Below are 20,764 nucleotides of genomic sequence, written 5' to 3' on the forward strand. Positions count from 1 at the left end.
GAAACCTTCCCCCGTGTCGAGAGCGGGAAGCTTTGCTGAGAAAGGCGCGGCACGACGAGACCACCGCTCATTTGACCGAGTGGCTCATGTCCCCCGGTCCACGGGCTCCCCTCTAGACCATGGGGGCAACGATGCACGCGGACCAACACCAATTCGACAGCGTCGAGATTGCCTTCGTCTGTGCTGCGGCAGTGTCGTTTGTGGCCCTGATCGCTAGCGTGGCCTGGCTTCTGCTGGGATGAAATACGAGGTCACTACAATGACCCGGAAGGCGCCTTTGATTATTCTCAACGTATCGAACCCCGCCGCGTTTTCGGGGAAAGGCAGCATCATCGTGCTCGAATACACTGATGAAGATGCCGCCATGAGGGCCGCCCGGAAGATCGCACGAGAGACGGGGCGCGCCGTCACTGTCCGCAGTGAGGATATGCGCGTGATCGGTTCGATATCGCCGCCGATGACCCATTGAAGCAAGGTATGTCTCCGGGAGTTCTCCATGGGTGAACGGAGTTCCGGTCAAACCCTTGCTGGCCAGACGAATTCTACAGGAACGCATCCATGGCGGCCCCTGTTATCCCGGTATCACCGACAACTACACCGGGCGCCGGTGGCAGAGAGACCCGTTTGCGCTCCCGCCTTTCACGGACTGGGAGCGTGTCATGTGCGAAAAATGCGTCGAACTTGACGGCAAGATTGCGCATTTAAAAGCGCTGTCCCCGAATGTAACCGATGAGCTGACCTTAGCGGGGATGGCCCTTCTGACCAAACATTACGAAGATCAGAAGCGCGAATTGCATCCCGAACAGAAGTAAGGCCGCCTCAGTTGGCGGAAAATGGGAAGAATGGGCCGACATCCCAGTTTCGGGACTTCGAGCAATCGGTTGCTAGAAACGAACCCGCGAGAGTTTCGTTGTAAGGAAATCACCGGCACGAAGTCCTTGGGCGCTGGTGGCTGAGAGACGCGATGCGCTCCCGCCTCGAACGGACGGGAGAGCCAGCCATGATCCGCTATTTCTTCGACATCCGAGACGATGGACATCTCTACCCTGACGAAGAGGGCCTGGAGTTGAATGATCTGCGAGACGCCAAGATGGAGGCAGCACACACAATGGCCGACATCGCACGAGACGCGGGGCGTTCTGGCGACGACCATGACGTGACAATCGAAGTTCGAACAGGCAAGGGGCTGCTGTTTCAGGCCGCCTTCGTGTTCCACGGATTGAAGCAGTAAGGCTGCCTCAATCGCGGCCAGTTCGAAAAAGGCTGAACCTTTTCTCGTCCCGGCCGGACGGATCAATATCCGGGATTTTGTTGGTTCCCTCTCGGGCTGGAAGGCTGCGCCGCCTGTAAGATTTTCAAACGGGCGGCGTCGCTTTGTCTAAGCCCCCCTCAGTTGTTGTCCGTGACTTTGCCCTTACCTTCGCGGGTCTTGCGTTTGACCGGGAGTTCGGACCGGATGTTCCACTTCTTTGTTTTCAATTGTGGGCCTATCGCTGCCAGCAGGTTCGGCGTATGCTTTCTACATCACCGCTCCGCCCGTGGCTTCTATCGGTGATGAGAACGCCGATTGCGCTTTCGCCCCACGCAGGGAGTAGCGCACGGTCAAATGATCAGTTTGCCTCAAATCTCGGTATTTTTTTCCTGCCAGAGCTGTGGCGCCACATATAACGCCTCACAAGATCACGACAATCGAAGCGGTCAGTTTCACTGCGTTCATTGCGCTAGATTGGTGCACCAATGGTCGAGCCCTTATAGCTATTCGGGTTGGCAATTATTCCGTGTGCCCGCCGGGTCGTCATAATGGCTCACTGCATCCGCTGCGATGACCCGCGTTGGGTCTGTGAGAAACATGAGGATCAGTCCAGCCGGACGCAATGAGGGGTGCATTGGATGAGGATCGAATAGTCGCTTTTCGGCCGTGATTGGGAGGAGATGCCAAAGCGCCTGCTGAGCCGCTTGAAGCTTACGCGGCTCTCTGGAAGAGAGCGACGAGAGGCTCGCCAACCGAGGCGACCCTAAACTGGAACCGGCCCACAGCCGAGCGGGCGTCAGATGATGGCCGTTCCGCTGGGTGCCACATTTGGCTTCGTTAGGAACGACCTTTCAGGCAAGACGCTGGGAGCAAATAGCGTGGCATCGCGGTCCCGGCCAAAGCTAGAGCATCGAGAGCACGACGATCCCGTCTTCAAGTTGCCCCGAAGCAAGGCGCGCCCGCGCCATCTGCTCCAGTTCCGTCCGGTACTTATGAAGATAACTAAGGGCTTGCTTGTCCGTCTGAAATGTCGTTGTGAGCCGGCACATCTGTCGAGCTGCGCCGAGCGCAAGAGAGAACGTTATTGTTCCGTCGCCGAGTGACTTGGCTCTACGCACGATCTGCATGCTCCGGCTTGGTGAGGCTTGGTCCTCGGCACAATCATCGACCACTGCCGAAGTTGACTATCGCGGCAACTTCCTGGTGCGCTTCTTTGGCGAAAGCGCCGGCAACGGTGTCAGACACGTTGCAGCGGCGGCTTCCCTGGTCTCGCGGAGTTCTCGAAGTCGCGCCATGTTTTTGCGAACCTCGATGGCCTGCCTTCCGACATCCACCATCGCGCGCGCTCCTTCTTCAGCCGCCAATCGCTTTCGGTTGGCACGCGCGATGCTTTCCGGTGATAATTCTGCCGGCTTCCTGACGCTCATGTTCACCACCGCTCAACAGGCAAAACCCGCTCAATCGGGAGATCGAGCGGGCAGCATGGTCGTTTCAGTACATCCGTGAAACGACACGACGAAGCTCACGCCAGCGAGAGGCTCTCGGCGCTGACCTTGCCCCGCATCTTGTCGGTCTTGACCTCGTAGTGGACCTTTTGACCCTCGGCGAGACCCGAAAGACCGGCTCGTTCGACCGCGCTGATGTGAACGAACACATCGCTGCTGCCGTCTTCCGGCTGGATAAAACCGAAGCCCTTTTGGCTATTGAACCACTTAACAGTACCTGTCGTCATCTTGTTCTCCAAAGCGCACGAGCGCGTACCGCGTGACAGTCACGCGATGATTTCAACTTCGTCGATGTCTTTGGAAAAGGAGCCCGCGGGCGCGTTCAACAAGGCACAGCGGCTAATCGAATACAGTGAACATATACGCTATGTGCGGTCGATATACAAGGGATGGGGCTGATTTGTTTCCGTTGGGCGCCTCCGCCGCCGATCGAGAGCTTCGAACGGGCCCGCCGAGGGAGGCCTAATCGATTGACACGGCCGTGCGGTAGTGATCCGGTCATTCTACCAACCGTATCGGCACGGCGAGCAGACCGGCTTGTTCGAAGCTGGCGTAGAATTACGCCGTTACTCTCATCCTCACAATCGTGAACGTCCCCTGCGCGAAGGCTGCGTGCAGGACTGTTCCAGTTCGCAGCCACCGAGGAGTTTTGATGCAGGTCCTTGTTCGCGACAACAATATCGACCAGGCACTTCGAGTCCTGAAGAAAAAGATGCAGCGCGAAGGCGTCTTCCGGGAGATGAAGCAGCGCCGCGCCTATGAGAAGCCTTCGGAAAGAAAGACGCGAGAAAGATCGGAGGCCATTCGTCGGGCTCGCAAGCTCGCTCGGAAGCAGGCGATCCGCGACGGATTGCTGCCGGCGCCTCCGAAGAAAAAGCTTCCAGAGCGCAAGCCGCCTTTGCCACAGGTCACCGTCACCTAGCAAGGATATCGGCCGGGTTGACTCCGCTGAGGTAAAACGACCGGTCAGAATGGCACGTGAGACTTATCGAAGCCGGATGACCTTCAATTCGTTCAGTTGGATTGTGGCAGCTGGATATGTTTGGGAATCGGATGGGTTAGGGCGCTTATTGAGGAAATGAAAACCTATTTCACCCCTCGCTTGCTAGAGGTCACCGTGACGCCTCAAGCGCCCACGCGCTGGAAATGGCACGTTTCCGAAGCAAACGTTGAGCTGGCCTACGGGTACGCGACCAGCCGAGAAACGGCACAAATCGAGGGGGATGACGCTCTATTCGCCATGCTCTCTGTGGGACCCGTCAAATGACTGCTAAGCGTCCAGGACTCCAACCAGCGCGCCAGATCCATTGAAAAGGCATTGCGAGGGAGGAGAAGTCTGACCGTGTCAATACGAGGAACGAAATCCGCATACCATCTGTTGCCGCCGAAAGGAAACGCGGATGATCCGCTACTACTTCGACATCAGAGACGACAACGGAATTTATCCCGATGAGGAAGGGATGGAGTTTGCAACGCAGCGTGAAGCTGAAGTCGAGGCAGCAGAATCGCTGGCAGGCCTAGCGCGTGACCTCGCCACTCTGGACGATCGACCGGATCTCTCGGTTGAGGTGAGAACCGTTGTTGGACGCGTATTCCAAGCCGCCCTCATTTTCGACAGAAGCGAGACGAAGCGGTAACGGCGCTGCAGCTGGCGGCGTTGCTCGCTTTCGGTGCTCGGCTTGCTCACAATTGCCTAGCTTGAGATCCGCTGCTCCGCCATGAGCCATTGATGGACGATCTCCCATTTGTCCTCAGCGCCTGACCGAAAATCCAGTAATGTTGGCTCGCGTCTGGCTTTGATTTCGAGGAAAAATCGCCGCGCGTCGCGTGCGCAGGCTTCTCCATCAAGCGGCTGCGTCTTGATCCAGTGATCCCATTCGCGAACGATCGCCTGCCTCGCTTCGCGATGATACGACGTCATCTAGCGGGCCTTATCGGCGGTGCATTGACGGGATGCTTGGATTCTCGCGCCAGTCGCTCGGCTTTGAGACGCTCGCGGTTGGCTTGGAACGCTTTGTCGGCCTTGGCGTGCTCGCTCTGCGCGGCTTCCACTTTTCGGAACATCTTGTTGGCTTCTCGCGCCGCGGCGGTTGAGCCCTGACGGCCGAAGACTCGGTCTCTGATCATCCCTGGCACTCGATCCTCCCTAAGTTATGAGATGGGTCTCGGGAGACCCGACTCCGGCTTAGGCCTCGGCGTGTTGTTCGTCCGTCGCTGGCGGCGGCCTTACGATTCACGATCCTTTCGCCGCCTTCGTCAAACGTCCTGGTGTCATTCCAGTTCCTGCGACGACGCCTCCATACGGAAGTTGCTAGAACAAACTGTCTGTCGACTTGTCGAGCCGTCTTAAGGAGCCGCCAGTTTCGTTGAGGTGACCCACCAGTTCACCGGAGATTCGATAAATCCTGCTGCCCTTCAGATCGTAAAGCTTCCGGCCCTTAAGGTCGAAAATAGCAGAATCGATCACCACGGCGACGTGTACGCCATCACTGTTGACTATGTCGCCCTTCAAGCGTGATCTCCCTTGTTTTCGCGAACTCGGTGGTGTGCCGACTATCACGGCGTCCTGAAGTCGATGCTTCTCAGGATGATCCCGGCGGGCACACCTTCGAACTCGCCCGCCATGTATTTGACGGTGGCGCGGGCTTCAATGCGCGCTCGGAGTCGCATGAACTGTGCTTCGCGCTCGCTCGATGCTGCGCGTCCCGCGCCTTCCAGCTCATCCATTGCGGAGGTCGAGATCGCGCAGGGGATGACCTTCGCGCCGTCGCGCATCGAGAACTGGACGATCATGCGGTCATACTCGAAACTGGTGAAACAGGCTTGTTCAAGTGCCATGCGACTAATCCGTTGCCGTTGGCCGAAGCCGGCACAGCTTCAGCCCTGCCCATCGAGCCGGGCGAAATCCGCCAGAATCGCCGCGATGAGATCGCGATGCCTTGTGTCGTCAGGCGACAGGCTCGCAGCGTAGATATTCAGCACGTACCGTGCCTTGGCAGCGGCTTCCGGCCAAGAGGTCGCGGCGACCGACATCAGTCCGCTTTCCAGCACGCTTTGCCGTTCGCGCAGCTCCCGCGCACGGCCTTCGACATCCGTCATTGCGCGGCGGATTTCCGTCGCCTTCTGCGCTGCCATCCCGCGATGTTTGTCGAGATCGAGCGGTTCGTCACTCATCTGGCATGCTCGCGTCGATCCGTTGTGCATCCGCCAGATCGACCGGACCGATGGAAAACATCTCCATCCTGGCGCCGTGCGAGGCTGCCGGCACGATCATCATGGTCGCAACGCGGCGATAAGACGCGAAGGAGAGCCCTTCGATCATCTCCTCATCAGTGATGACCTCGTAGCGTCCGGCAGGGAGAGGGTGATCGATGCCTCTGATTTGAAACGAATGCTTGAAGGTGACGACTTCCCGTCGCGAGCGAGTTTTCATGTACGCCCGCCTTTTGCCAATGCTCGGATGCCGATGTCGGCTCGCCCATAAGCCACCATGCGCTCTTTCAGCCGCATTAGCTACCGCTTTCTCACCGTCCGATGTCGCGGCGCGGAACGCCTCAAGCGCTCGTTGTTCCACCGGAGGACGCGTCATGACGCCCCATAACCGCCCATTGGTGGGCATCCATCGGTCACTGAGAGTTAACTGCGCTCCCGCCAAAGACGAGGAGCGTCCATTTTCATAGCTTCGCCTAGGTCCACTTTATTGTGCCGCCGGTGGTCGCCCCACTGTTTCTCCTGCTTTTGATTACTGTGATAGCTCTGTTGCCCGCATCGGGCGTTGGCCGACTCCTCGCACCGAGCGAGAGGCGGATATAGGGCCTCACTGGAAACGTCTAATCTCGAAGGTGAACGTCGCCCGTAAGACCGGTCCATCTTCGTCACGAACGTTGATTGCAAGACGGCGGGCAGGAGCATCGATAGTGCAGCGTCGAACTTCATCCTTGGCCAAGTGTGCCAGCGCCAAGGTTGCTTCGTGATGCATAGCCTCCAGCGAAACGAGATCTATCCCCTGTTCGTCGGAGATCATCTCGTCACCTTCGCGCTGATCGAAAAAGTACCTACGCATGCAATTGCTCCCGAATAAGGCGGGAGCGCTGTAGCGTCTCTCTGTCACCGGAAAATGCCCAGGTCGGATCGGTGATGGTTGCCAAGCTAGCGGACTTCCAAGCATTCCTCAATCTTGGACGATGGGTCAGTTCGGATGGTGGTGAGGTTCGGGCTGGTATGTTGACCGGCCAGGGCGCATACTCGACGAATGAAAAACCGCATCGGCTGGACGACTTGCCCCTCCATTGGCGGCAAATACGCAGTGGCCGAACTGCTTGAGGGTGGTGTAGTCGGCAATGGACTCATCACCTTCGCCACCAAGGCGCAGGCCCAGGAATTCATTGATTCTGGCCAGGCCGATGAGCTGGGGTTGCGTGGTTCCGTCCCGAAAAGCAGCGAATGACCACGCGCGACGAATGGACCGTAGACCTTGAGTGTCCACGTTGTGGGAGGCTCGACGTGGCACGTCTCTCACAGGCGGATGGCTACGCCTATGTGAGGGGGGACATTGCTACACGCGCCGATCATGTGCCGGCCGGGTTTGCCTGCATTGATCCGGAGACCAGCAGCTTTCAGTGCTCGAAATGTCAGGTGCTAATACCGTGATGTTGCTGCCGCGAATGAGCGACAAGCGGGCCATCGCTATTCTTCGCGAATTGCACACTGCGGAGGAGTGTTTCGTCGGGATGGTCGTCGCGCTGACCGGCGGTGACGGGGCATGCCACATCGTGTTTCGCAAAGCGGGCCAATCGTCGAGGACTTTATCCGATAAGCAGTGGCAGTAGCCAACGGTCGCAATCCCTCTCCAGCAGCGTTCACGACACGAGTGACAACCTGCGTGCGCAGCCCGCCGCAGAGCAGAACGCTCTTTACACCATCAAGCTAGCCATATAGCGTCCGTGTACAGGTTAGCAAAATGCTCACCTCGAAGCTGCCCATGAAGTAGCGACTTCCGAAGTCGCCACCAGTCGTCGTAGCAGCAGCTCACGTGCCATCGGAAGGCGCAATCATAACATTGTGTTTATCACAGCGCGCCAGCGTCGCAGGTGCGTCTCTGCGCGCGCTCAAGAAAGGCGACCTTCATGAAACTTCCTGCAATCTTGCGAGGCGAGGCACGGACCCGCTTCCTTCAGGGGATTGCCTTCGGCGCGGTGGCGACCATGGCGATTGGATTTATCTGGGGCGGTTGGGTCACAGGGGAAAGCGCTAGAATCATGCGCACCACGGCGGAGACCAGCGGCCGGATGTCCGTTCTGGTACCGCTTTGCGTCGCTCAGTTCACAGCCGCGGACGGCGCTCTCGCCAAATTCAAGGCGGCAAGCGCTTACTCCAAAGAGAACGTCGTCAGCGAATTCGTGAAGAATGTGGCATCCACCAGCATGGATTACTCGTTCGCAAAGGCTTGTGCCACCCAGATCGAAACGGAGCTCGCAAACGCAGCGAGAAAGAGTTGACGAGCGTACAAGCAAGCCGGGTCAAGGATTGTGCGCCCCCAGATTGCCATTCGTGCTTCATGAGGTCCGGATGACGCCGGCTCGATTCTGTACGCCAACGAAGCGGGGGCACCCGCGACGGCAGCCGATGAAGCCGAAACGTGACGAATCGCAGGTGCGTCAATCTGAGCTCAATTGGTCGGATCGAGACTGCGCGTCAGGAAATGCATAGCTAGTCGGTAGAAAATGGACGACGGTCCTGAAGAGCGGTCACGATGTCGCGCCAGACGCACTTTCACGTTCAATCCTTTGACCCTGGGAAAGGCGATCAACTAAAGGCCGATGCGCCAATTGCGTGCCAGAGCGAGGAAAGTGCGCGTCGAACTGCCGAAAGGCTTGCCATGAGCAAGGTGGGCGTCGTTGCCTTCTCGACAAGCTCGGATACCGAGACGGACGACTACGACGATCAGCCGACTGTGTTCTTTCGAGCAGGTAGGGTGCCGGCTGAATTCGACTCGATGCCTTGATGTCTATTTTGCGTCACTGCTTCTTCAGCAATGAAGACTGGCGTGCGTTATGCTTGAATCGAGAAAGATCAAGACAATTGCGGCGGCGGCCGAACCGAAAGATCGGACCATGGCAGCAAACTCTCGATTTCAGCGAGATGGTGGCGCAAGGATCACTGCAGGAGCCTGCGACGGGACAAGTGACATTTTATGCCCGTTGGCTCTTCTCGGAAAGTGTCGGATGGGAGTGGCCTTCCTGGAAGTAGATTTTGATTTCGTAACCATGCGCCAATCGACCATATGCGCAAAAAAGGGAAATTCGATGCGAAGTATTATTGCAGTGTTGGCTTTGTTTGCGTGTGTGCAAAGCGCCATCGCTAGGGAGCCGGACTGTCGCGCCATCGGAGGCACGACCGCACGCCTGGCCTGCTACGACGCGACCTATCCTCCGAAATTGGAAAAACCAGCAATCGTTGAAAGCGACGCAGGGCGGCCTCCATACAAAGACCCGTTTGCAGCAGAAGAAGCTCGGACAGCTGCCAAGATAAAGAACATCTGCCGCGGCTGCTGAAACACTTCTACTCGTTCGCTGTATCACGGAGCGTGCGACGGCTGGATCGCGATGACGCGGCTCTTGTGGCTAGCTGCTAGCCCGTCTCCTGCATCCGGCACCGCCTGGGAGATGTTGGACTGTTGTCTGGTTTCCGTCGGGGCCGAAGCACTGGCAGTTTCGGTTCGCCAAAGCCTTTCCCACCGAGGCGACATGGAGTAGTTTTCTGCTCGTCACCGGCCAAGGCTTGTCCCGTGGGCGTCGGTGGCTGAGAGACCGTTGTGCTCCGCCTACATAGCAAGGGGAGTGCGCCATGGCCGAGCCACTCAGTGAACAGTCCTTGGAGCTATTCGACGGCGCTCAGCGCGCTATCGACCGCAGCGTGGAGCTTCGGGCACAAACCGAACTGGCCATGGCGGAAGCCCGAAATCGAGTACTCCAACTTGAGCTCGCCACTTCCCGGAATCGCACCGCAAGCCTGGATGTATGGCAGATCGCCGTTCGGCTTTCGGGAGGACTTAGATGGATCGACAGCGCTGTAACGCGGCGACCACGCATACTTTCCGATTTGACCCGACTCTGGAACCTGACGAGTATCTACTTACGCCATCGACGCACGGTCCTATGGCGTCTATCGGTGGCTGAGAGATCGATCACGCTGTCGGCCCCCGTTCGAAGCCGCATCGGTTTCTCTCGAAGGATCAATCTTTCCCAAAAGATCAACTTTCCCAATCTTCTTGACGGGCCTATTCACTCATCGGGTCTCTCGATGCTAGCGAAATGAAATTCGCGAATCCGCGAACGCCATCTGGAATGATTTTGCAAACGGTGTGGAAACGTGCCGAAGCGCAGTGAGGTGTGGTGCCGACCGATGGCGGTTCTTTGAACTAAGGTGTGTGTCCATAAGGGCGGATGTCAGCGTCTGACGGTCAAGCGGAAATCACTCGATCAGCCAGAGCATTGCCGCTCGACCCATAGGGGACGGTCCCTCTTTTTGAGCGTCAATTTCCTGGCGGAGATCACTCTTTTCATTTTAACGGGACAATCTGAAAAAGAACCGGCTTCAGCGGCCCTTTCACCACGCTCGTCAACGGGAACGATTTGGTGAGCCTTCCTCCAATTCCCGAAGCCGTTCGATTTGCGCTCTGAGACTCTCCGGTTGTTCCGGCTCAAGCTTCAGCGACGCGCGCAGTTGCTGCCCAATGACTCTAAGAATCGCTCGGCAGTGCTTGTGGTCTATGTCAATGCGGTCGGGCATAGCGAAGTCTCCTTTGGCAGAGAAAAGCGCCTGCCCTCCCGCCGTCTGCGAGCACGGCTGCTCATTCAATGGAACTGGAGACCGGAACTTTTGACTATCTGCGCGAGCGCTTGTATTTGAGAACACGCGGGTCCAGCTGTAGGCCCTCTGGCTATCCGCGACATGCGCCGTGTAGTTGACGGCGAGCGACGATCTCATGAATCTAAGTCGTGCCTAGGCATTCCGTTCCTGATCTGTCTACGGAGATAGTTCCGGCTTGCTGCCGCCCAATCCCGGACGTTATCGGCTTCTCCGATTTGGCCGTTGCGGCACTGTCGATAAAGGCCGCCCTGGAGGCTTGCCGATCGGCCAAGACAAGACCATTCCCTCATCTCCGCGAACCTCCGCCATCATGCGAAGCACTCACGCCACCATACGAAGGACAAACAGCGGTTCGTCATGTCGGTGGTTCCGTATGATTCCCTCCCTGGGCACCATAATTCCTACTCCCAACCTGGTTCGATTCCCGATCTCACGCCAGATGAAGTGCTACGGAGCACAGTGACGAGTCACAACCGACCGTCATGTGGGTAGGAGTCTGGGTAGCGCCGAAACCGAACTGGCGTTCTACCCACCCGATTTGTCCGTGGTTCGATTCCCATCTTTGATAGTTCACACGGGGTGCAGGCACGGTTGCTCTTTTTCTCATCCATGATTCAATTAATCGCATGGATTATCGACGTTACGCCTTATACGCCATCAGAACTTTCAATAGTTCTGAGTCCGCCTACATTCTTCCCGACAGGCCCTATCTCTCCTTGCCAGTGGCGGAGCTTCGCAAGGTAAGCAAGAAAGCCGCGAAGATAGCGATAAAGTTCAACTACAAATTCCGAAATCAAATTGATTGGGATTTCAACAAGCGACCTGCGCGTTCTTTGAAAGTTGCGCTGGCGAAATAGGTAGACGCTAAGATCAAGGCGTCATGCGAGGTGACGGAACGTGTAAGATCGCAACATCGCGAAACGCAAATCCTCGCCTGCAACTTTCAGAGAACGATTCGCTGATCGTCAATTGCAAAGAATCTTCTATTCACACCTTGCGGGAGCATTCGCGATTGCTACGTTTCCACGCGACACCGGAATAGTCGAAGCGTGTAGGGGACACCGGTAGACTCGTAAACGTCCAAAAATCCCCAGCTCGCTGGCTTAACGCGCGATGTCGACTAAGTTAGGACCCCGCGCACGATGACAGGAGCCCGTCATGGGCATCTTCCTCGTCCTCGAAGCCAGTCAGCCAAACGGTAGGGTTTACCGTCTCGGCCTCGGGTGCCTCGTGCCCCCGCAAGTGGCTTCGATGGTAGCCGTGATCGTGCGGCTGTTCTGAATGGAAAGGCCGCTCCGAAAGGGGCGGCTTTTCTGTTTAAACATTCTGCGACCGCACAAGATCCCGGTACTCGTCAAATCCCGAGTCAGAGCGTGGTGTGCGGTCTGTCCTACTGAAGTACTTGGCGATGCGAGCAGCAGTCACTTCCGCCGTGCCGTTGGTGAGATCGCAATTGAATGCTGTTATGGCGGCCTGTGGTGGGACGAGTTTACCGGGGTTGGGAATGAACCCGGCTGCGACACAAGTGTCGCGGATGTCCTCATAGGCGGCCGTCAGCACAACCGGATCGTTGTGCGAGCCTATGAAGTCGTCGAGATAGACCGAAATACACACGCCGTTCGCTATCGCCCGGTCGATCGCGTCCGCGACCTCGGACTTCATGAGTGCGAGGCTCGCGAGCAGTGGCGACTGTACGAAGCCGATGGGAAGTGCGTGCGGCGGTCCCGGCAGCGGATTGCGAACACACGACCACATCGCGAAGGTGTTGGCGCCGGGATAGCCCCATTGCCGTAGTGCGCGGGTCACGCGCATCCTAGCGATCGAGTAGTAGAAATTTTGGATGTCGATTTTGAAGAAAAGATTGTTGTTCAGGTGCGCGTGCAGGGCAGCGACGTGACCGCCCTTTTTGAAGTGATACATGTAGTCGGGGAATACGACGCGGCGCTTGAAGTAGGCGAGCATCCGCCGACCACGACGCTCGCACTTGTCATTTGGGACGAAAAACCACTTACCGCGCGACCGATATTTGAACTCGTAATTGACGATCATGGCAGTTGGCGACCTTACCCACAATTTCAATCAGAAGATTGACGACGGTCAGGACCGGTATCAACCATTCCGCGATCTTGCGGGTAAGGGTCGCCATACGTGCAAAAAATTTGCGCATACGGCATCTCCATAGTTCCCCGCCAGCTACCCGCGACCCAATAACTTGGAGTCGTCAACCGAGAAGCACCTGATACGCAACGTTACATCACGCATCAGTTGTCCGAACGCGAACATCCGAACCATTACGATCCGAACATCCGGTGTCGCCAGGTCATCGCCAGCGGAAAGCACAACGTGGAGATGCGGGTTCCACGATTCAAGGGCTATCGACTTAAATCCTCACGGTTTACCGCGGCAGCCCCCGCCCCGTTGGGTAGGAGCATGGGTAGGCAATTTCCATATGTATAAAATCTCATGTTTATTCAATGGCTTATGCGTTTCGTGTGGGTCCGCCCCTGGGCACCATTTCGGTTTGACAGGCGCCCGGTGCTCCCCGCTGCGCCTCAACTCGCGTACAGATAGTTCGGCAGCCACAGCGTCATGCCCGGCCAGAGATACATGATCACCATGCACAGGATCACGATCAGCATATAGGGCATCATGCCGGCGAAGATCTGGTTCAGCGTAACGTGCTTCGGGGCGACGCCCTTGAGATAGAACGCCGACATCGCGACCGGCGGAGACAGGAACGCGGCCTGCAAGTTCACGAACACCAGCGTGCCCCAAAGGATCGGATCGATGTTGAAGTGCTTCAGCATCGGCAGGAAGATCGGCACAAAGATGATGATAATCTCGGTCCATTCGAGCGGCCAGCCCAGCACGAAGATGATCGCCTGCGACAAGATCATGAACTGCACGGGCGTCATGTTGAGCGAAAGCACCCAGCTTTCCAGCAGCGCCTGACCGCCGAGAATGGCGAACACCGCCGAGAACAGCGCCGAGCCGACGAACAGCCAGCACACCATCGCGGTCGTCTTTGCGGTCAGGAACACCGCTTCCTTGGTGCGCTTCCAGTCGAGCGTGCGGGCGTGGAAAGCGAGGATGAAGGCGCCAGCGGCGCCGACGCCGGCGGACTCGGTCGCGGTCGTGATGCCGAACAGGATCACCCCCAGTACCACGACGGTGAGGATGCCGAGCGGCATCACCGACGACGTCAAGAGCTTCAACACTTCGAAACGTTCGCCGTCCATGCGCAAGTAAGAGCGCGCCGTCCACGCAGCCAGCACGGCGGCTGATATCGCGAACCAGATGTAGAACTGGGTGTCCGGTCCCTTTTCGGCGGGCGACAGCTCCTTCGGCTCGACGGGGCTGCCGAGCTGCTGCAGGCCTTCGACGGCTCCGCTCGCGGCGCCGGCCTGCTGGTGGATCACGACGTACCACCAGACCGTGCCAAGCGCGGCTGCGGTCATCAGGAACGGCACCAGCGAAATGAGGAAGTTCTGCACGATCGCGCCATAGCCCATCGGCTTGCCGTCGATCCGGAGCGTCTTCGCCTTTGCGGGCGAGAGCAGTGCCTTGAACAGGCCGACGAACAGATTCGGCGAATACAGCGTCGCGAAATTTCCGATCCATTCGGGCACGCTGACGCGGGTCTGTTCCTCCGGCAGCGGCGGGGCGATCTTCGGGTTGATCATCGCCCAGCCCACGACATAGACGAGGTAGAGGAACGCCAGGAAGAAGCCGGGAAGCATCGCCGCCGCATAGAGCTTGACCACGGACTGGCCGGCGACCGCGGCATAGACGATGATCATCACCGAAGGCGGGATCAGGATGCCGAGCGTGCCGCCCGCGGTGATGACGCCGGAGGCGAGCTTCACGTCATAACCGGCGCGCAGCATCGGGTTGAAGGCGATCACGCCCATCAGTACCACCACCGCGCCGACGAGCCCGGAGGCGATGCCCCAGAACGTGCACACGATCAGGGTCGCAACCGCGAGCGAGGCGGGCAGGCGGCGGAAGGCGAGCTGGATCGAATAGAACATCTTGTCGACGAGGGCGCCGCGCTCCATCACATAGCCCATCAGCACGAACAACGGGATGGAGATCAGCACGTCGTTGGTCATCGCGCCGTAGGTGCGCTGGACCATCAGCTCGAAAACCTTGTTGTGCGTCCAGTTCTGCGACGGGTCGTAGAAGGCGATGAAGCCGAAGAACATGCCAAGGCCCATCAGCGTAAACGCCGTGGCAAAGCCCATCATGATGACGACGACGATGAGCGTCAGCATCAACAGGCCGAGCGCGGGATCGCTCATGTGTTCAGGTCCCCGCCCATGCCGCGCTGCCGCGCCATTTCATCGATGCGCGCCGCGCCCTCGATGGCGAGCTTGCGCGATTCCTCGTCCACGAATTCAGAGTGCGCGAGCTGCTCCCCGATGACGTCGGTCTCGGCGACGTCGGCGAGCCGGCTCGGCCATTCGCCGGTCTTCAGGCACACGATGCAGCGAATGATCTCGCCGATCCCCTGCAGCATGATCAGCGCGCCTGCGATCGGGATGACGGTCTTGAAGTGGTAGACCGGCGGGCCGTCCGCCGTGACGTTGGAATGCTCGTTGATGTGCCAGGAGTCCGCGGCGTAGAAGTAGCCGGCATAGATCAGCGCGGCGATGCCCGGGATGAAGAAGACGAAGTAGAGAACGAGGTCGAGCGCGGCCTGCGTGCGCGGGCGCATCGAGGAGTACAGGAAGTCGCCGCGGACATGGGCGTTCTGCGCCAGCGTATAGGCGCCGCACAGCATGAACAGCGACCCATACAGCATGTTCTCGGCGTCGAAGATCCATGCCGTCGGCATGTTCACGGCATAACGCTTGAACACCTCGATGCAGACGACGCTCATCAGGACGATCATCAGCCAGGCGGTCGCCTTGCCGACCCAGGTGGAGATGCCGTCGATCGTGTGCAGCAAACGCTGTACGCTCATGTGATACGGTTCGGCATAAGAAACGATCCCAGCATAGCACAGGGCACCGTCGGGGAGCGGACGGCGCCTTGCGGGCTTTATCTCGCCATCAGAGTTTCTTGGCCGCGGCGTTTGGCCCGAAATAGTGATCGTAGGCCATGCGGCGGCTCACCACCGTGTCCTGCTCCCACTGCGTCGCGCGCTTGGCGAACTCGATCTGCGACTGCACGATCTCCTTGAACAGGGGATTTTCCGCCGCCTTCTTCTTCACCACGCCATCATAGATCTCGAGCTGCTGCTTCAGGATGGCGTCGGGCGTCTTGTAGAACTTGACGTTGTCCTTGGTCTGCAACTCGACATAGTCCTTGGAGTAGCGGTCGATCGCCTTCCACGACATATCGGCCGAAGCCGCGTCCACCGCGTTGGCGATGATCGCCTTCATCTTCTCCGGCAGCGCGTTGTACTTGTCCTTGTTGAACGTGATCTCGAACTGCTCGGCGTTCTGGTGATAGCTCTGCAGCATGCAGACCTTGGAGACGTCGGGGAAGCCGAGCACGCGGTCCGAGGTGGCGTTGTTGAATTCCGCCGCGTCCAAGAGGCCGCGGTCCATGGCAGCCACGATTTCGCCGCCGGGCAGCGCGTTCACGGCCGCGCCCATCCCTGAGTACACGTCGATGGAGATTCCGACGGTGCGAAACTTCAGCCCCTTGACGTCGTCGGGCTTGGTGATCGGCTTCTTGAACCAGCCGAACGGCTGGGTCGGCATCGGACCGTAGGGGAACGAGACGACATTGGCGCCGATCGATTCATAAAGTTTTGCGAGCAACTCCTTGCCGCCGCCATAGCGGTGCCAGGCCAGCAGCATGTTGGCGTCCATCGCAAAGCCCGGTCCCGAGCCCCAGAGCGCCAGCGCCGTCTGCTTGCCGTAGTGATAGACCAGCACGCCATGGCCGCCGTCGAGCACGCCCTTGGAGACGGCATCGAGCAGCCCGAAGGCGGGCACGACAGCGCCTGCCGGCAGCACTTCGATCTTGAGCTCGCCGCCGGTCATGTCGTTGACCTTCTTGGCGTAGTCGAGGGCGTATTCGTGGAAAATGTCCTTTGACGGCCAGGTACTTTGCCAGCGCATGCTGATAGGCCCCTGGGCGCTGACGACGCTCGGCGCGGCTACCGTCGCGGCGGCCCCCGCAGCAGCGACCTTGAGAAAGCCGCGGCGGCTCGAAGTGCTGCCCTTGTTTGATTTGCTCATGGCTGCCTCCTCCCCCTTGGAATGCCGATTCTTTGCGGATCGGCGCTTTTTTTATTGGAACAAGTCAAAGTCTTGCGCGGGGGTTTGGCAAGAATGTTCGGAATGATGCGACGCTACGACGCGGACTGCAGTGATGACGCGCCGCACGAGGACCGACCACGGAAGCGTAGCCGCCTTTCGGAAGAGCAGATCATCGGAATTTTGAAAGAGCATGAGGCCGACGTTTCGGCCGCCGATCTGCCGCAAGCATGGCGTCAGCGACGCCAGCATCTACAAATGAAGAGCGAAGTTCGGCGGGATGGAGGGAGGTTGTCAAAGGCCAAGCGGCTGAAGACGCTGGAGGACGAGAACACGGCTGAAGCGGTTGCCGGCCGACGCCATGGTCTGGACGGCATGTGTGGTCCACCCCGTCCATGCACGGTGTCGTGACATCGTGGGTGACGATTTCAGTTGAATAAATGTATCCGGCCTCTCGCGAGTGGACTGCTGTTGCAGAGATCCGAGCACGCGGTTCATGCGCTGACGCCTTAAATTATATAGTTACTTCAATAACATATGAGTTCGAATTTTTATTCTGAATGGCGCGCCATTCCCCCCGATGCGATCGTAGCCAGCCATCCCTCCACGCAGACGCTCGTCCCGGCGTAGCCCGAAGGGCGAAGCCGGGTGGTTCGATCCCGCCCCTGGGCACCATCACCTTTGACGCTACCGTAATCAGCAATCGAAGCGTCGACGACTTACGCGCGAACGCGAGCTGCAGCCGCGCCGGTGACGACGCCGCCGTTAGCGACAGGGCAGGAAGCAGGCGGCCCTTGCAGGCCGCCTGGGTAGATTAGCCCGCGGGCAGAGGGCCTATTGGCAGAGATGCTGGAGTCCGTCGGACCCCTTGAAAGTGGTGCCGGGCCTGCAGACGATCCCATTGTGCGACGCGTAGCTGTTCCAGTCGCCGTTCCACGCGTAGTAGTCGCCATATGCGGCGGGCCGATCGTAGGCGCCGTATGCGGCGTAGGAATTGCGCCAGCCGCCGAAGGGAGCGGTTGCGATCGCCGCGGCTGTTCCGACGGCAGCGCCCGCCACGCCGGCGGCGGCCCCCACCGGTCCCACCGGCTCGCGATAGGCGGTTCGCCGCTGATAATAGCCCCGCCTGCTGTCGTACGGGCTCCCGGCTCCTCTATTGAGGCAGTTGGCGCTGGCGAATTGAGCTGAACAGGCGGCCGGGTTGGAGAAGACCGCTTGCGCCGACGCGGGGCTCGAAACTGCGGACGCCACTATCACGGCCGCGCCAAGAACTCTTAGACTCATCATGGCTTGCTCCCTGGATTTGGTTTGCTTTCGACGCTTGCGAAGCTTGGCATGACTGAATGCCAAGTCTGCAAGTTGGCTTGCGAGTTCCCGTTTTCTCGCACCTAACCAAATGCAACCTCCGGAAGTGGTTCCTGCGCATCTCGTGCGCAGCATCAAATCGACGTGACTCGCTGATCGATTTGGAATGCCGACCTCAGCAGAGGCTGCATGGGTGCGGCAGGGAGTCGCGGCGAGCAAGGATGCCGCGATCAATGCCCAAGCGACGTGTCAGCAATTCCATTCGTCAGGCGACTCCCGAGACAGAAGCGAGAATCCAAATTGATGAAAGATTGCGTCATCGCGGAACTGCACGATGACCGCGCCAAGTTGCGTCGGACGTGCACGCGACATTTGGCACAAACTGCATGAGTTGTGTGGTGAGAAAGCATCAACTGCCAACAAACGGCAGCGCACATCGCTGCTCGCAACATTCGAGTTGATCTTCGTCCTGATAGTCTGATGATGATTTGCGATCTTGAATTGTAGCCGCTCCTGCTTTTGCACCGCGACCCAGCAACCCGTTCTTTTCAATTTGACGTTGTTGAGAACGACAGGTTTGGAAGGCGGCGCAAAATGAAGTGCTTTACCGGCTCGACTCTCCTTGGATCTCGCGCGCGCAATTGCAGGGAACAGGCGTCAATGCGCGCCGCCCTGCAATCATTGGTCCAGTTCTTCAGGAAAAAGCCGAGACCTTGTGTCGCGGCCCGTCGCAGCCGGTTCCGGTTCGCCGCTCTCGCCTTGATCGCATCGGGCACCATGATCGGCACGGCGACGGCTCAAACTTGCACCGTGGCAGCCGGCTCCACCGTCACGCTCACGATGGGGATCTGCACAATTGCGTCAGGCACAACACTCACGGGGACACCCGCCATTCACGCCAGCAACGACACCACTCAGATCACGACCAACAACGTCACCATCAATCCCAACAATGGCGGCAGCATCGGCGGTCTGGCCGATACATTGGGCTCTATCATCTTCAGCTCAGGATCCAGCATCAACGGTAACTGGAGTACGGCCGCGTCCGCGCAGAGCGGTGGCACGATCGTCTTTCAATCGGGATCCGCCATTAATCCGGCTTTTGGCGGTGGTGGCACCGCGCTGCTTGCCGATGGATCAGGCAGCGGGATCAACGCGTCGGGACTTGCAGTAAGCCTCAACGGCGCCGGCAATAATGTGGCCGCAAAGGCGGCCAATGGCGGCTTGATCGCCATGCAGAATAGCTCGATCACCTACGCTGCGGGTGGCGGCGGCAATACAGGTCTGTGGGCGACCGGTGCCGGCAGCAAGGTTGGTGCGGCAAACACAACCGTCTCGATGCCCGGTGGCGGTGGCAACGATGTCGGCGCGCGCGCGGACACGAGCGGGACCGTCACGCTCAACGGGGGAACTGTCTCCGTCGAGGGCAATGGCGGCGGGGAGACCGGCCTGCTGGCGCAATCTGGAGGGAGCACGATCACGGCGACCGGCGTCGCGGTCACGGTCGCCGGCGGCGGCGGCGATGTCGGCGCCAAGGCACTCGACGGCGGCGCGATCACCTTGAGCGGAGGCAGTGTCGCCGCGACGGGCAGTGGTGGCGGCGAGATCGGCCTGCAGGCGAGCGGTGCCGGAAGCACGCTCACGGCGAGCGGCGTGACGGTAACCGTTCCGAACAGCAGCGGAGGCCGCGGCGTACAGGCCGACAATTCGGGCAGCGTCACGCTCGACGGCAACACGACGGTCACCACATCAGGCGCAGGCACCCATGCGGCCGGCGTGACGAGCGGCGGTACGCTGAGCATGACCGGGGGCTCACTGACGGCCAATGGAGCCGATGCCAACGCGCTCAACATAAGTGGCGGTGCTGCGACGCTCTCTGGAGTCACCATGACCAGTCCGAACGGTGCGTCGATCGCCGCGCCAGGCGGCACCAGCGGCGTGAGCCTGACCGGCGTGACTGCGGTCGTGAACAACAATCAATGGCTGAACGTCAGCGGCGGCTCTACGCTCAACCTCGTCGCGGACAGTTCCACCTTGCAGGGTGTTGCGCTCACCGACTCCGGCAGCACCTCGAGCGTCGCGCTGAAAAACAATTCGCTCTGGACCATGACCGGCAACTCTAACGTCACCAATCTGGTCAACGCGTCGAGCCTGATCCAGTTCACGTCGCCCGTCGGCGATCCGACGCAGCTGTCGAGCTACAAGACGTTGACGGCGGTCAACTACGTCGGCCAGGGCGGTACCATCGGGCTCAATACGTACCTCGGCACCGACGGTTCGCCCTCCGACAAGCTCGTCATCAACGGCGGCACGGCAGCCGGCAACACGTCTCTGAAGATCGCGAACACGACTGGTGGCGGCGCGCTCACCACCGGCAACGGCATCCTTGTCGTCGACGCGATCAATGGTGCGACGACGACGGCTGGTGCCTTCAGCCTGTCTCACCCGGTCTTGGCCGGCCCTTACCAATATTCGCTGTATCGTTCGAGCGTCGACTCCAGCAACCCGCAAGCCTGGTATTTGCGCGACACCCTCGACTGTGCCGGTCATCCCAATCTGCGTGCTTGCGGCGGTGGCGGTCTTATCAACTGCACCAATCTGCCCAACTTGCCTAGGTG

Annotated in this window: 27 protein-coding genes and 2 pseudogenes; 14 read left to right on the top strand and 15 right to left on the bottom strand. The window is 59.1% G+C overall.

Features of this window, described 5'->3' with window-relative positions; genetic code table 11:
• Window positions 1-259 precede the first annotated feature (259 nt).
• The 3 genes from AC1VNY_RS08315 (at window position 260) to AC1VNY_RS08325 (ending at window position 1,231) form a co-directional block, all read left to right on the top strand.
• Entirely contained in the window at window positions 260-469 is a 210-nt protein-coding gene (locus AC1VNY_RS08315; RefSeq protein ID WP_194456821.1) for a hypothetical protein, read from the top strand.
• Window positions 470-500: 31 nt separating this feature from the next.
• Window positions 501-812, top strand: a complete 312-nt coding sequence (locus AC1VNY_RS08320; RefSeq protein ID WP_194456820.1) for a hypothetical protein — start codon at window positions 501-503, stop codon at window positions 810-812.
• A 188-nt stretch (window positions 813-1,000) separates the two neighbouring features.
• A complete protein-coding gene (locus AC1VNY_RS08325) occupies window positions 1,001-1,231 on the top strand; it encodes a DUF6894 family protein (protein ID WP_194456819.1) in 231 nt (76 codons plus the stop codon).
• 923 nt (window positions 1,232-2,154) lie between these two features.
• Here AC1VNY_RS08325 and AC1VNY_RS08330 read toward each other — a convergent pair.
• The 3 genes from AC1VNY_RS08330 to AC1VNY_RS08340 form a co-directional block, all read right to left on the bottom strand.
• On the bottom strand, window positions 2,155-2,379 hold the full coding sequence (locus tag AC1VNY_RS08330; RefSeq protein ID WP_309296299.1) for a hypothetical protein: 225 nt from the start codon (window positions 2,377-2,379) through the stop codon (window positions 2,155-2,157).
• A gap of 57 nt (window positions 2,380-2,436) precedes the next feature.
• Window positions 2,437-2,679 carry a transcriptional regulator gene (locus AC1VNY_RS08335; protein ID WP_482404804.1) on the bottom strand — a complete coding sequence of 81 codons (243 nt, stop codon included), beginning with the start codon at window positions 2,677-2,679 and terminating at the stop codon, window positions 2,437-2,439.
• A gap of 95 nt (window positions 2,680-2,774) precedes the next feature.
• The gene (locus tag AC1VNY_RS08340) at window positions 2,775-2,984 is read right to left on the bottom strand and encodes a cold-shock protein (RefSeq protein ID WP_026191921.1); all 210 of its coding nucleotides are present in this window, start codon (window positions 2,982-2,984) and stop codon (window positions 2,775-2,777) included.
• Between the two features lie 425 nt (window positions 2,985-3,409).
• Between AC1VNY_RS08340 and rpsU the strand changes: the two genes are divergently transcribed.
• Both rpsU and AC1VNY_RS08350 read left to right on the top strand, forming a co-directional pair.
• Window positions 3,410-3,679 (top strand): 30S ribosomal protein S21, encoded by a 270-nt coding sequence (gene rpsU, locus AC1VNY_RS08345; RefSeq protein ID WP_253594841.1) that lies wholly within the window; start codon window positions 3,410-3,412, stop codon window positions 3,677-3,679.
• A gap of 478 nt (window positions 3,680-4,157) precedes the next feature.
• Window positions 4,158-4,394 (top strand): DUF6894 family protein, encoded by a 237-nt coding sequence (locus AC1VNY_RS08350; protein ID WP_461847899.1) that lies wholly within the window; start codon window positions 4,158-4,160, stop codon window positions 4,392-4,394.
• A gap of 56 nt (window positions 4,395-4,450) precedes the next feature.
• Here the strand turns inward: AC1VNY_RS08350 and AC1VNY_RS08355 are convergent, their stop codons facing one another.
• The 7 genes from AC1VNY_RS08355 to AC1VNY_RS08385 all read right to left on the bottom strand — a co-directional run bounded on the left by AC1VNY_RS08355 (window position 4,451) and on the right by AC1VNY_RS08385 (window position 6,820).
• Window positions 4,451-4,678 carry a hypothetical protein gene (locus AC1VNY_RS08355; RefSeq protein WP_194456815.1) on the bottom strand — a complete coding sequence of 76 codons (228 nt, stop codon included), beginning with the start codon at window positions 4,676-4,678 and terminating at the stop codon, window positions 4,451-4,453.
• Window positions 4,675-4,884: a hypothetical protein gene (locus tag AC1VNY_RS08360; protein ID WP_246788630.1), complete on the bottom strand. Its 210-nt coding sequence runs from the start codon at window positions 4,882-4,884 to the stop codon at window positions 4,675-4,677. Before AC1VNY_RS08360 ends, AC1VNY_RS08355 begins: the two co-directional genes overlap by 4 nt.
• Before the next feature lie 184 nt (window positions 4,885-5,068).
• Window positions 5,069-5,269: a hypothetical protein gene (locus AC1VNY_RS08365; RefSeq protein ID WP_194456813.1), complete on the bottom strand. Its 201-nt coding sequence runs from the start codon at window positions 5,267-5,269 to the stop codon at window positions 5,069-5,071.
• Between the two features lie 44 nt (window positions 5,270-5,313).
• Complete coding sequence (locus tag AC1VNY_RS08370; RefSeq protein WP_482404805.1) at window positions 5,314-5,595, bottom strand: DUF1488 family protein; 282 nt, start codon at window positions 5,593-5,595, stop codon at window positions 5,314-5,316.
• A gap of 39 nt (window positions 5,596-5,634) precedes the next feature.
• The gene (locus AC1VNY_RS08375) at window positions 5,635-5,931 is read right to left on the bottom strand and encodes a hypothetical protein (protein ID WP_194456811.1); all 297 of its coding nucleotides are present in this window, start codon (window positions 5,929-5,931) and stop codon (window positions 5,635-5,637) included.
• Window positions 5,924-6,190 (bottom strand): hypothetical protein, encoded by a 267-nt coding sequence (locus AC1VNY_RS08380; RefSeq protein ID WP_018273180.1) that lies wholly within the window; start codon window positions 6,188-6,190, stop codon window positions 5,924-5,926. The genes AC1VNY_RS08375 and AC1VNY_RS08380 overlap by 8 nt, the downstream gene beginning before the upstream one ends.
• A 384-nt stretch (window positions 6,191-6,574) precedes the next feature.
• A complete protein-coding gene (locus AC1VNY_RS08385) occupies window positions 6,575-6,820 on the bottom strand; it encodes a DUF6894 family protein (protein WP_482404806.1) in 246 nt (81 codons plus the stop codon).
• 189 nt (window positions 6,821-7,009) lie between these two features.
• Here AC1VNY_RS08385 and AC1VNY_RS08390 point away from each other — a divergent pair, with 189 nt between their 5' ends.
• The 7 genes from AC1VNY_RS08390 (at window position 7,010) to AC1VNY_RS08420 (ending at window position 11,910) form a co-directional block, all read left to right on the top strand.
• Window positions 7,010-7,204 carry a hypothetical protein gene (locus AC1VNY_RS08390; protein ID WP_376972206.1) on the top strand — a complete coding sequence of 65 codons (195 nt, stop codon included), beginning with the start codon at window positions 7,010-7,012 and terminating at the stop codon, window positions 7,202-7,204.
• Window positions 7,205-7,883: 679 nt separating this feature from the next.
• Window positions 7,884-8,255 (top strand): hypothetical protein, encoded by a 372-nt coding sequence (locus tag AC1VNY_RS08395; RefSeq protein ID WP_482404807.1) that lies wholly within the window; start codon window positions 7,884-7,886, stop codon window positions 8,253-8,255.
• 254 nt (window positions 8,256-8,509) lie between these two features.
• The gene (locus tag AC1VNY_RS08400) at window positions 8,510-8,761 is read left to right on the top strand and encodes a hypothetical protein (RefSeq protein WP_482404808.1); all 252 of its coding nucleotides are present in this window, start codon (window positions 8,510-8,512) and stop codon (window positions 8,759-8,761) included.
• Window positions 8,762-8,810: 49 nt separating this feature from the next.
• Window positions 8,811-9,311 (top strand): hypothetical protein, encoded by a 501-nt coding sequence (locus tag AC1VNY_RS08405; protein WP_482404809.1) that lies wholly within the window; start codon window positions 8,811-8,813, stop codon window positions 9,309-9,311.
• A 292-nt stretch (window positions 9,312-9,603) separates the two neighbouring features.
• Window positions 9,604-10,074, top strand: coding sequence for a hypothetical protein (locus AC1VNY_RS08410; protein WP_482404810.1), 471 nt, complete (start codon window positions 9,604-9,606; stop codon window positions 10,072-10,074).
• 1,181 nt (window positions 10,075-11,255) lie between these two features.
• Window positions 11,256-11,486, top strand: coding sequence for a hypothetical protein (locus AC1VNY_RS08415; protein WP_482404811.1), 231 nt, complete (start codon window positions 11,256-11,258; stop codon window positions 11,484-11,486).
• 301 nt (window positions 11,487-11,787) lie between these two features.
• Window positions 11,788-11,910, top strand: a complete 123-nt coding sequence (locus AC1VNY_RS08420) for a hypothetical protein (protein WP_283040481.1) — start codon at window positions 11,788-11,790, stop codon at window positions 11,908-11,910.
• Between the two features lie 36 nt (window positions 11,911-11,946).
• Here AC1VNY_RS08420 and AC1VNY_RS08425 read toward each other — a convergent pair whose 3' ends face one another.
• The 4 genes from AC1VNY_RS08425 to AC1VNY_RS08440 all read right to left on the bottom strand — a co-directional run bounded on the left by AC1VNY_RS08425 (window position 11,947) and on the right by AC1VNY_RS08440 (window position 16,823).
• Window positions 11,947-12,678: a reverse transcriptase domain-containing protein gene (locus tag AC1VNY_RS08425; RefSeq protein WP_482404812.1), complete on the bottom strand. Its 732-nt coding sequence runs from the start codon at window positions 12,676-12,678 to the stop codon at window positions 11,947-11,949.
• Between the two features lie 503 nt (window positions 12,679-13,181).
• A complete protein-coding gene (locus AC1VNY_RS08430; RefSeq protein ID WP_482404813.1) occupies window positions 13,182-14,930 on the bottom strand; it encodes a TRAP transporter large permease in 1,749 nt (582 codons plus the stop codon).
• Entirely contained in the window at window positions 14,927-15,595 is a 669-nt protein-coding gene (locus AC1VNY_RS08435) for a TRAP transporter small permease subunit (RefSeq protein ID WP_035630999.1), read from the bottom strand. Before AC1VNY_RS08435 ends, AC1VNY_RS08430 begins: the two co-directional genes overlap by 4 nt.
• 88 nt (window positions 15,596-15,683) lie before the next feature.
• A complete protein-coding gene (locus AC1VNY_RS08440) occupies window positions 15,684-16,823 on the bottom strand; it encodes a TRAP transporter substrate-binding protein (protein WP_482404814.1) in 1,140 nt (379 codons plus the stop codon).
• Between the two features lie 105 nt (window positions 16,824-16,928).
• On the opposite strand from AC1VNY_RS08440, the pseudogene AC1VNY_RS08445 reads away from it, so the two are divergent.
• Window positions 16,929-17,208: pseudogene (locus AC1VNY_RS08445) on the top strand (transposase); the annotation flags it as partial.
• Window positions 17,209-17,675: 467 nt separating this feature from the next.
• On the opposite strand, the gene AC1VNY_RS08450 reads toward AC1VNY_RS08445, so the two are convergent.
• The gene (locus AC1VNY_RS08450; RefSeq protein ID WP_482404815.1) at window positions 17,676-18,128 is read right to left on the bottom strand and encodes a hypothetical protein; all 453 of its coding nucleotides are present in this window, start codon (window positions 18,126-18,128) and stop codon (window positions 17,676-17,678) included.
• 678 nt (window positions 18,129-18,806) lie between these two features.
• Here AC1VNY_RS08450 and AC1VNY_RS08455 point away from each other — a divergent pair.
• A pseudogene (locus AC1VNY_RS08455) lies at window positions 18,807-20,764 on the top strand (hypothetical protein); the annotation flags it as partial.

It is taken from the genome of Bradyrhizobium ferriligni (assembly GCF_056837965.1).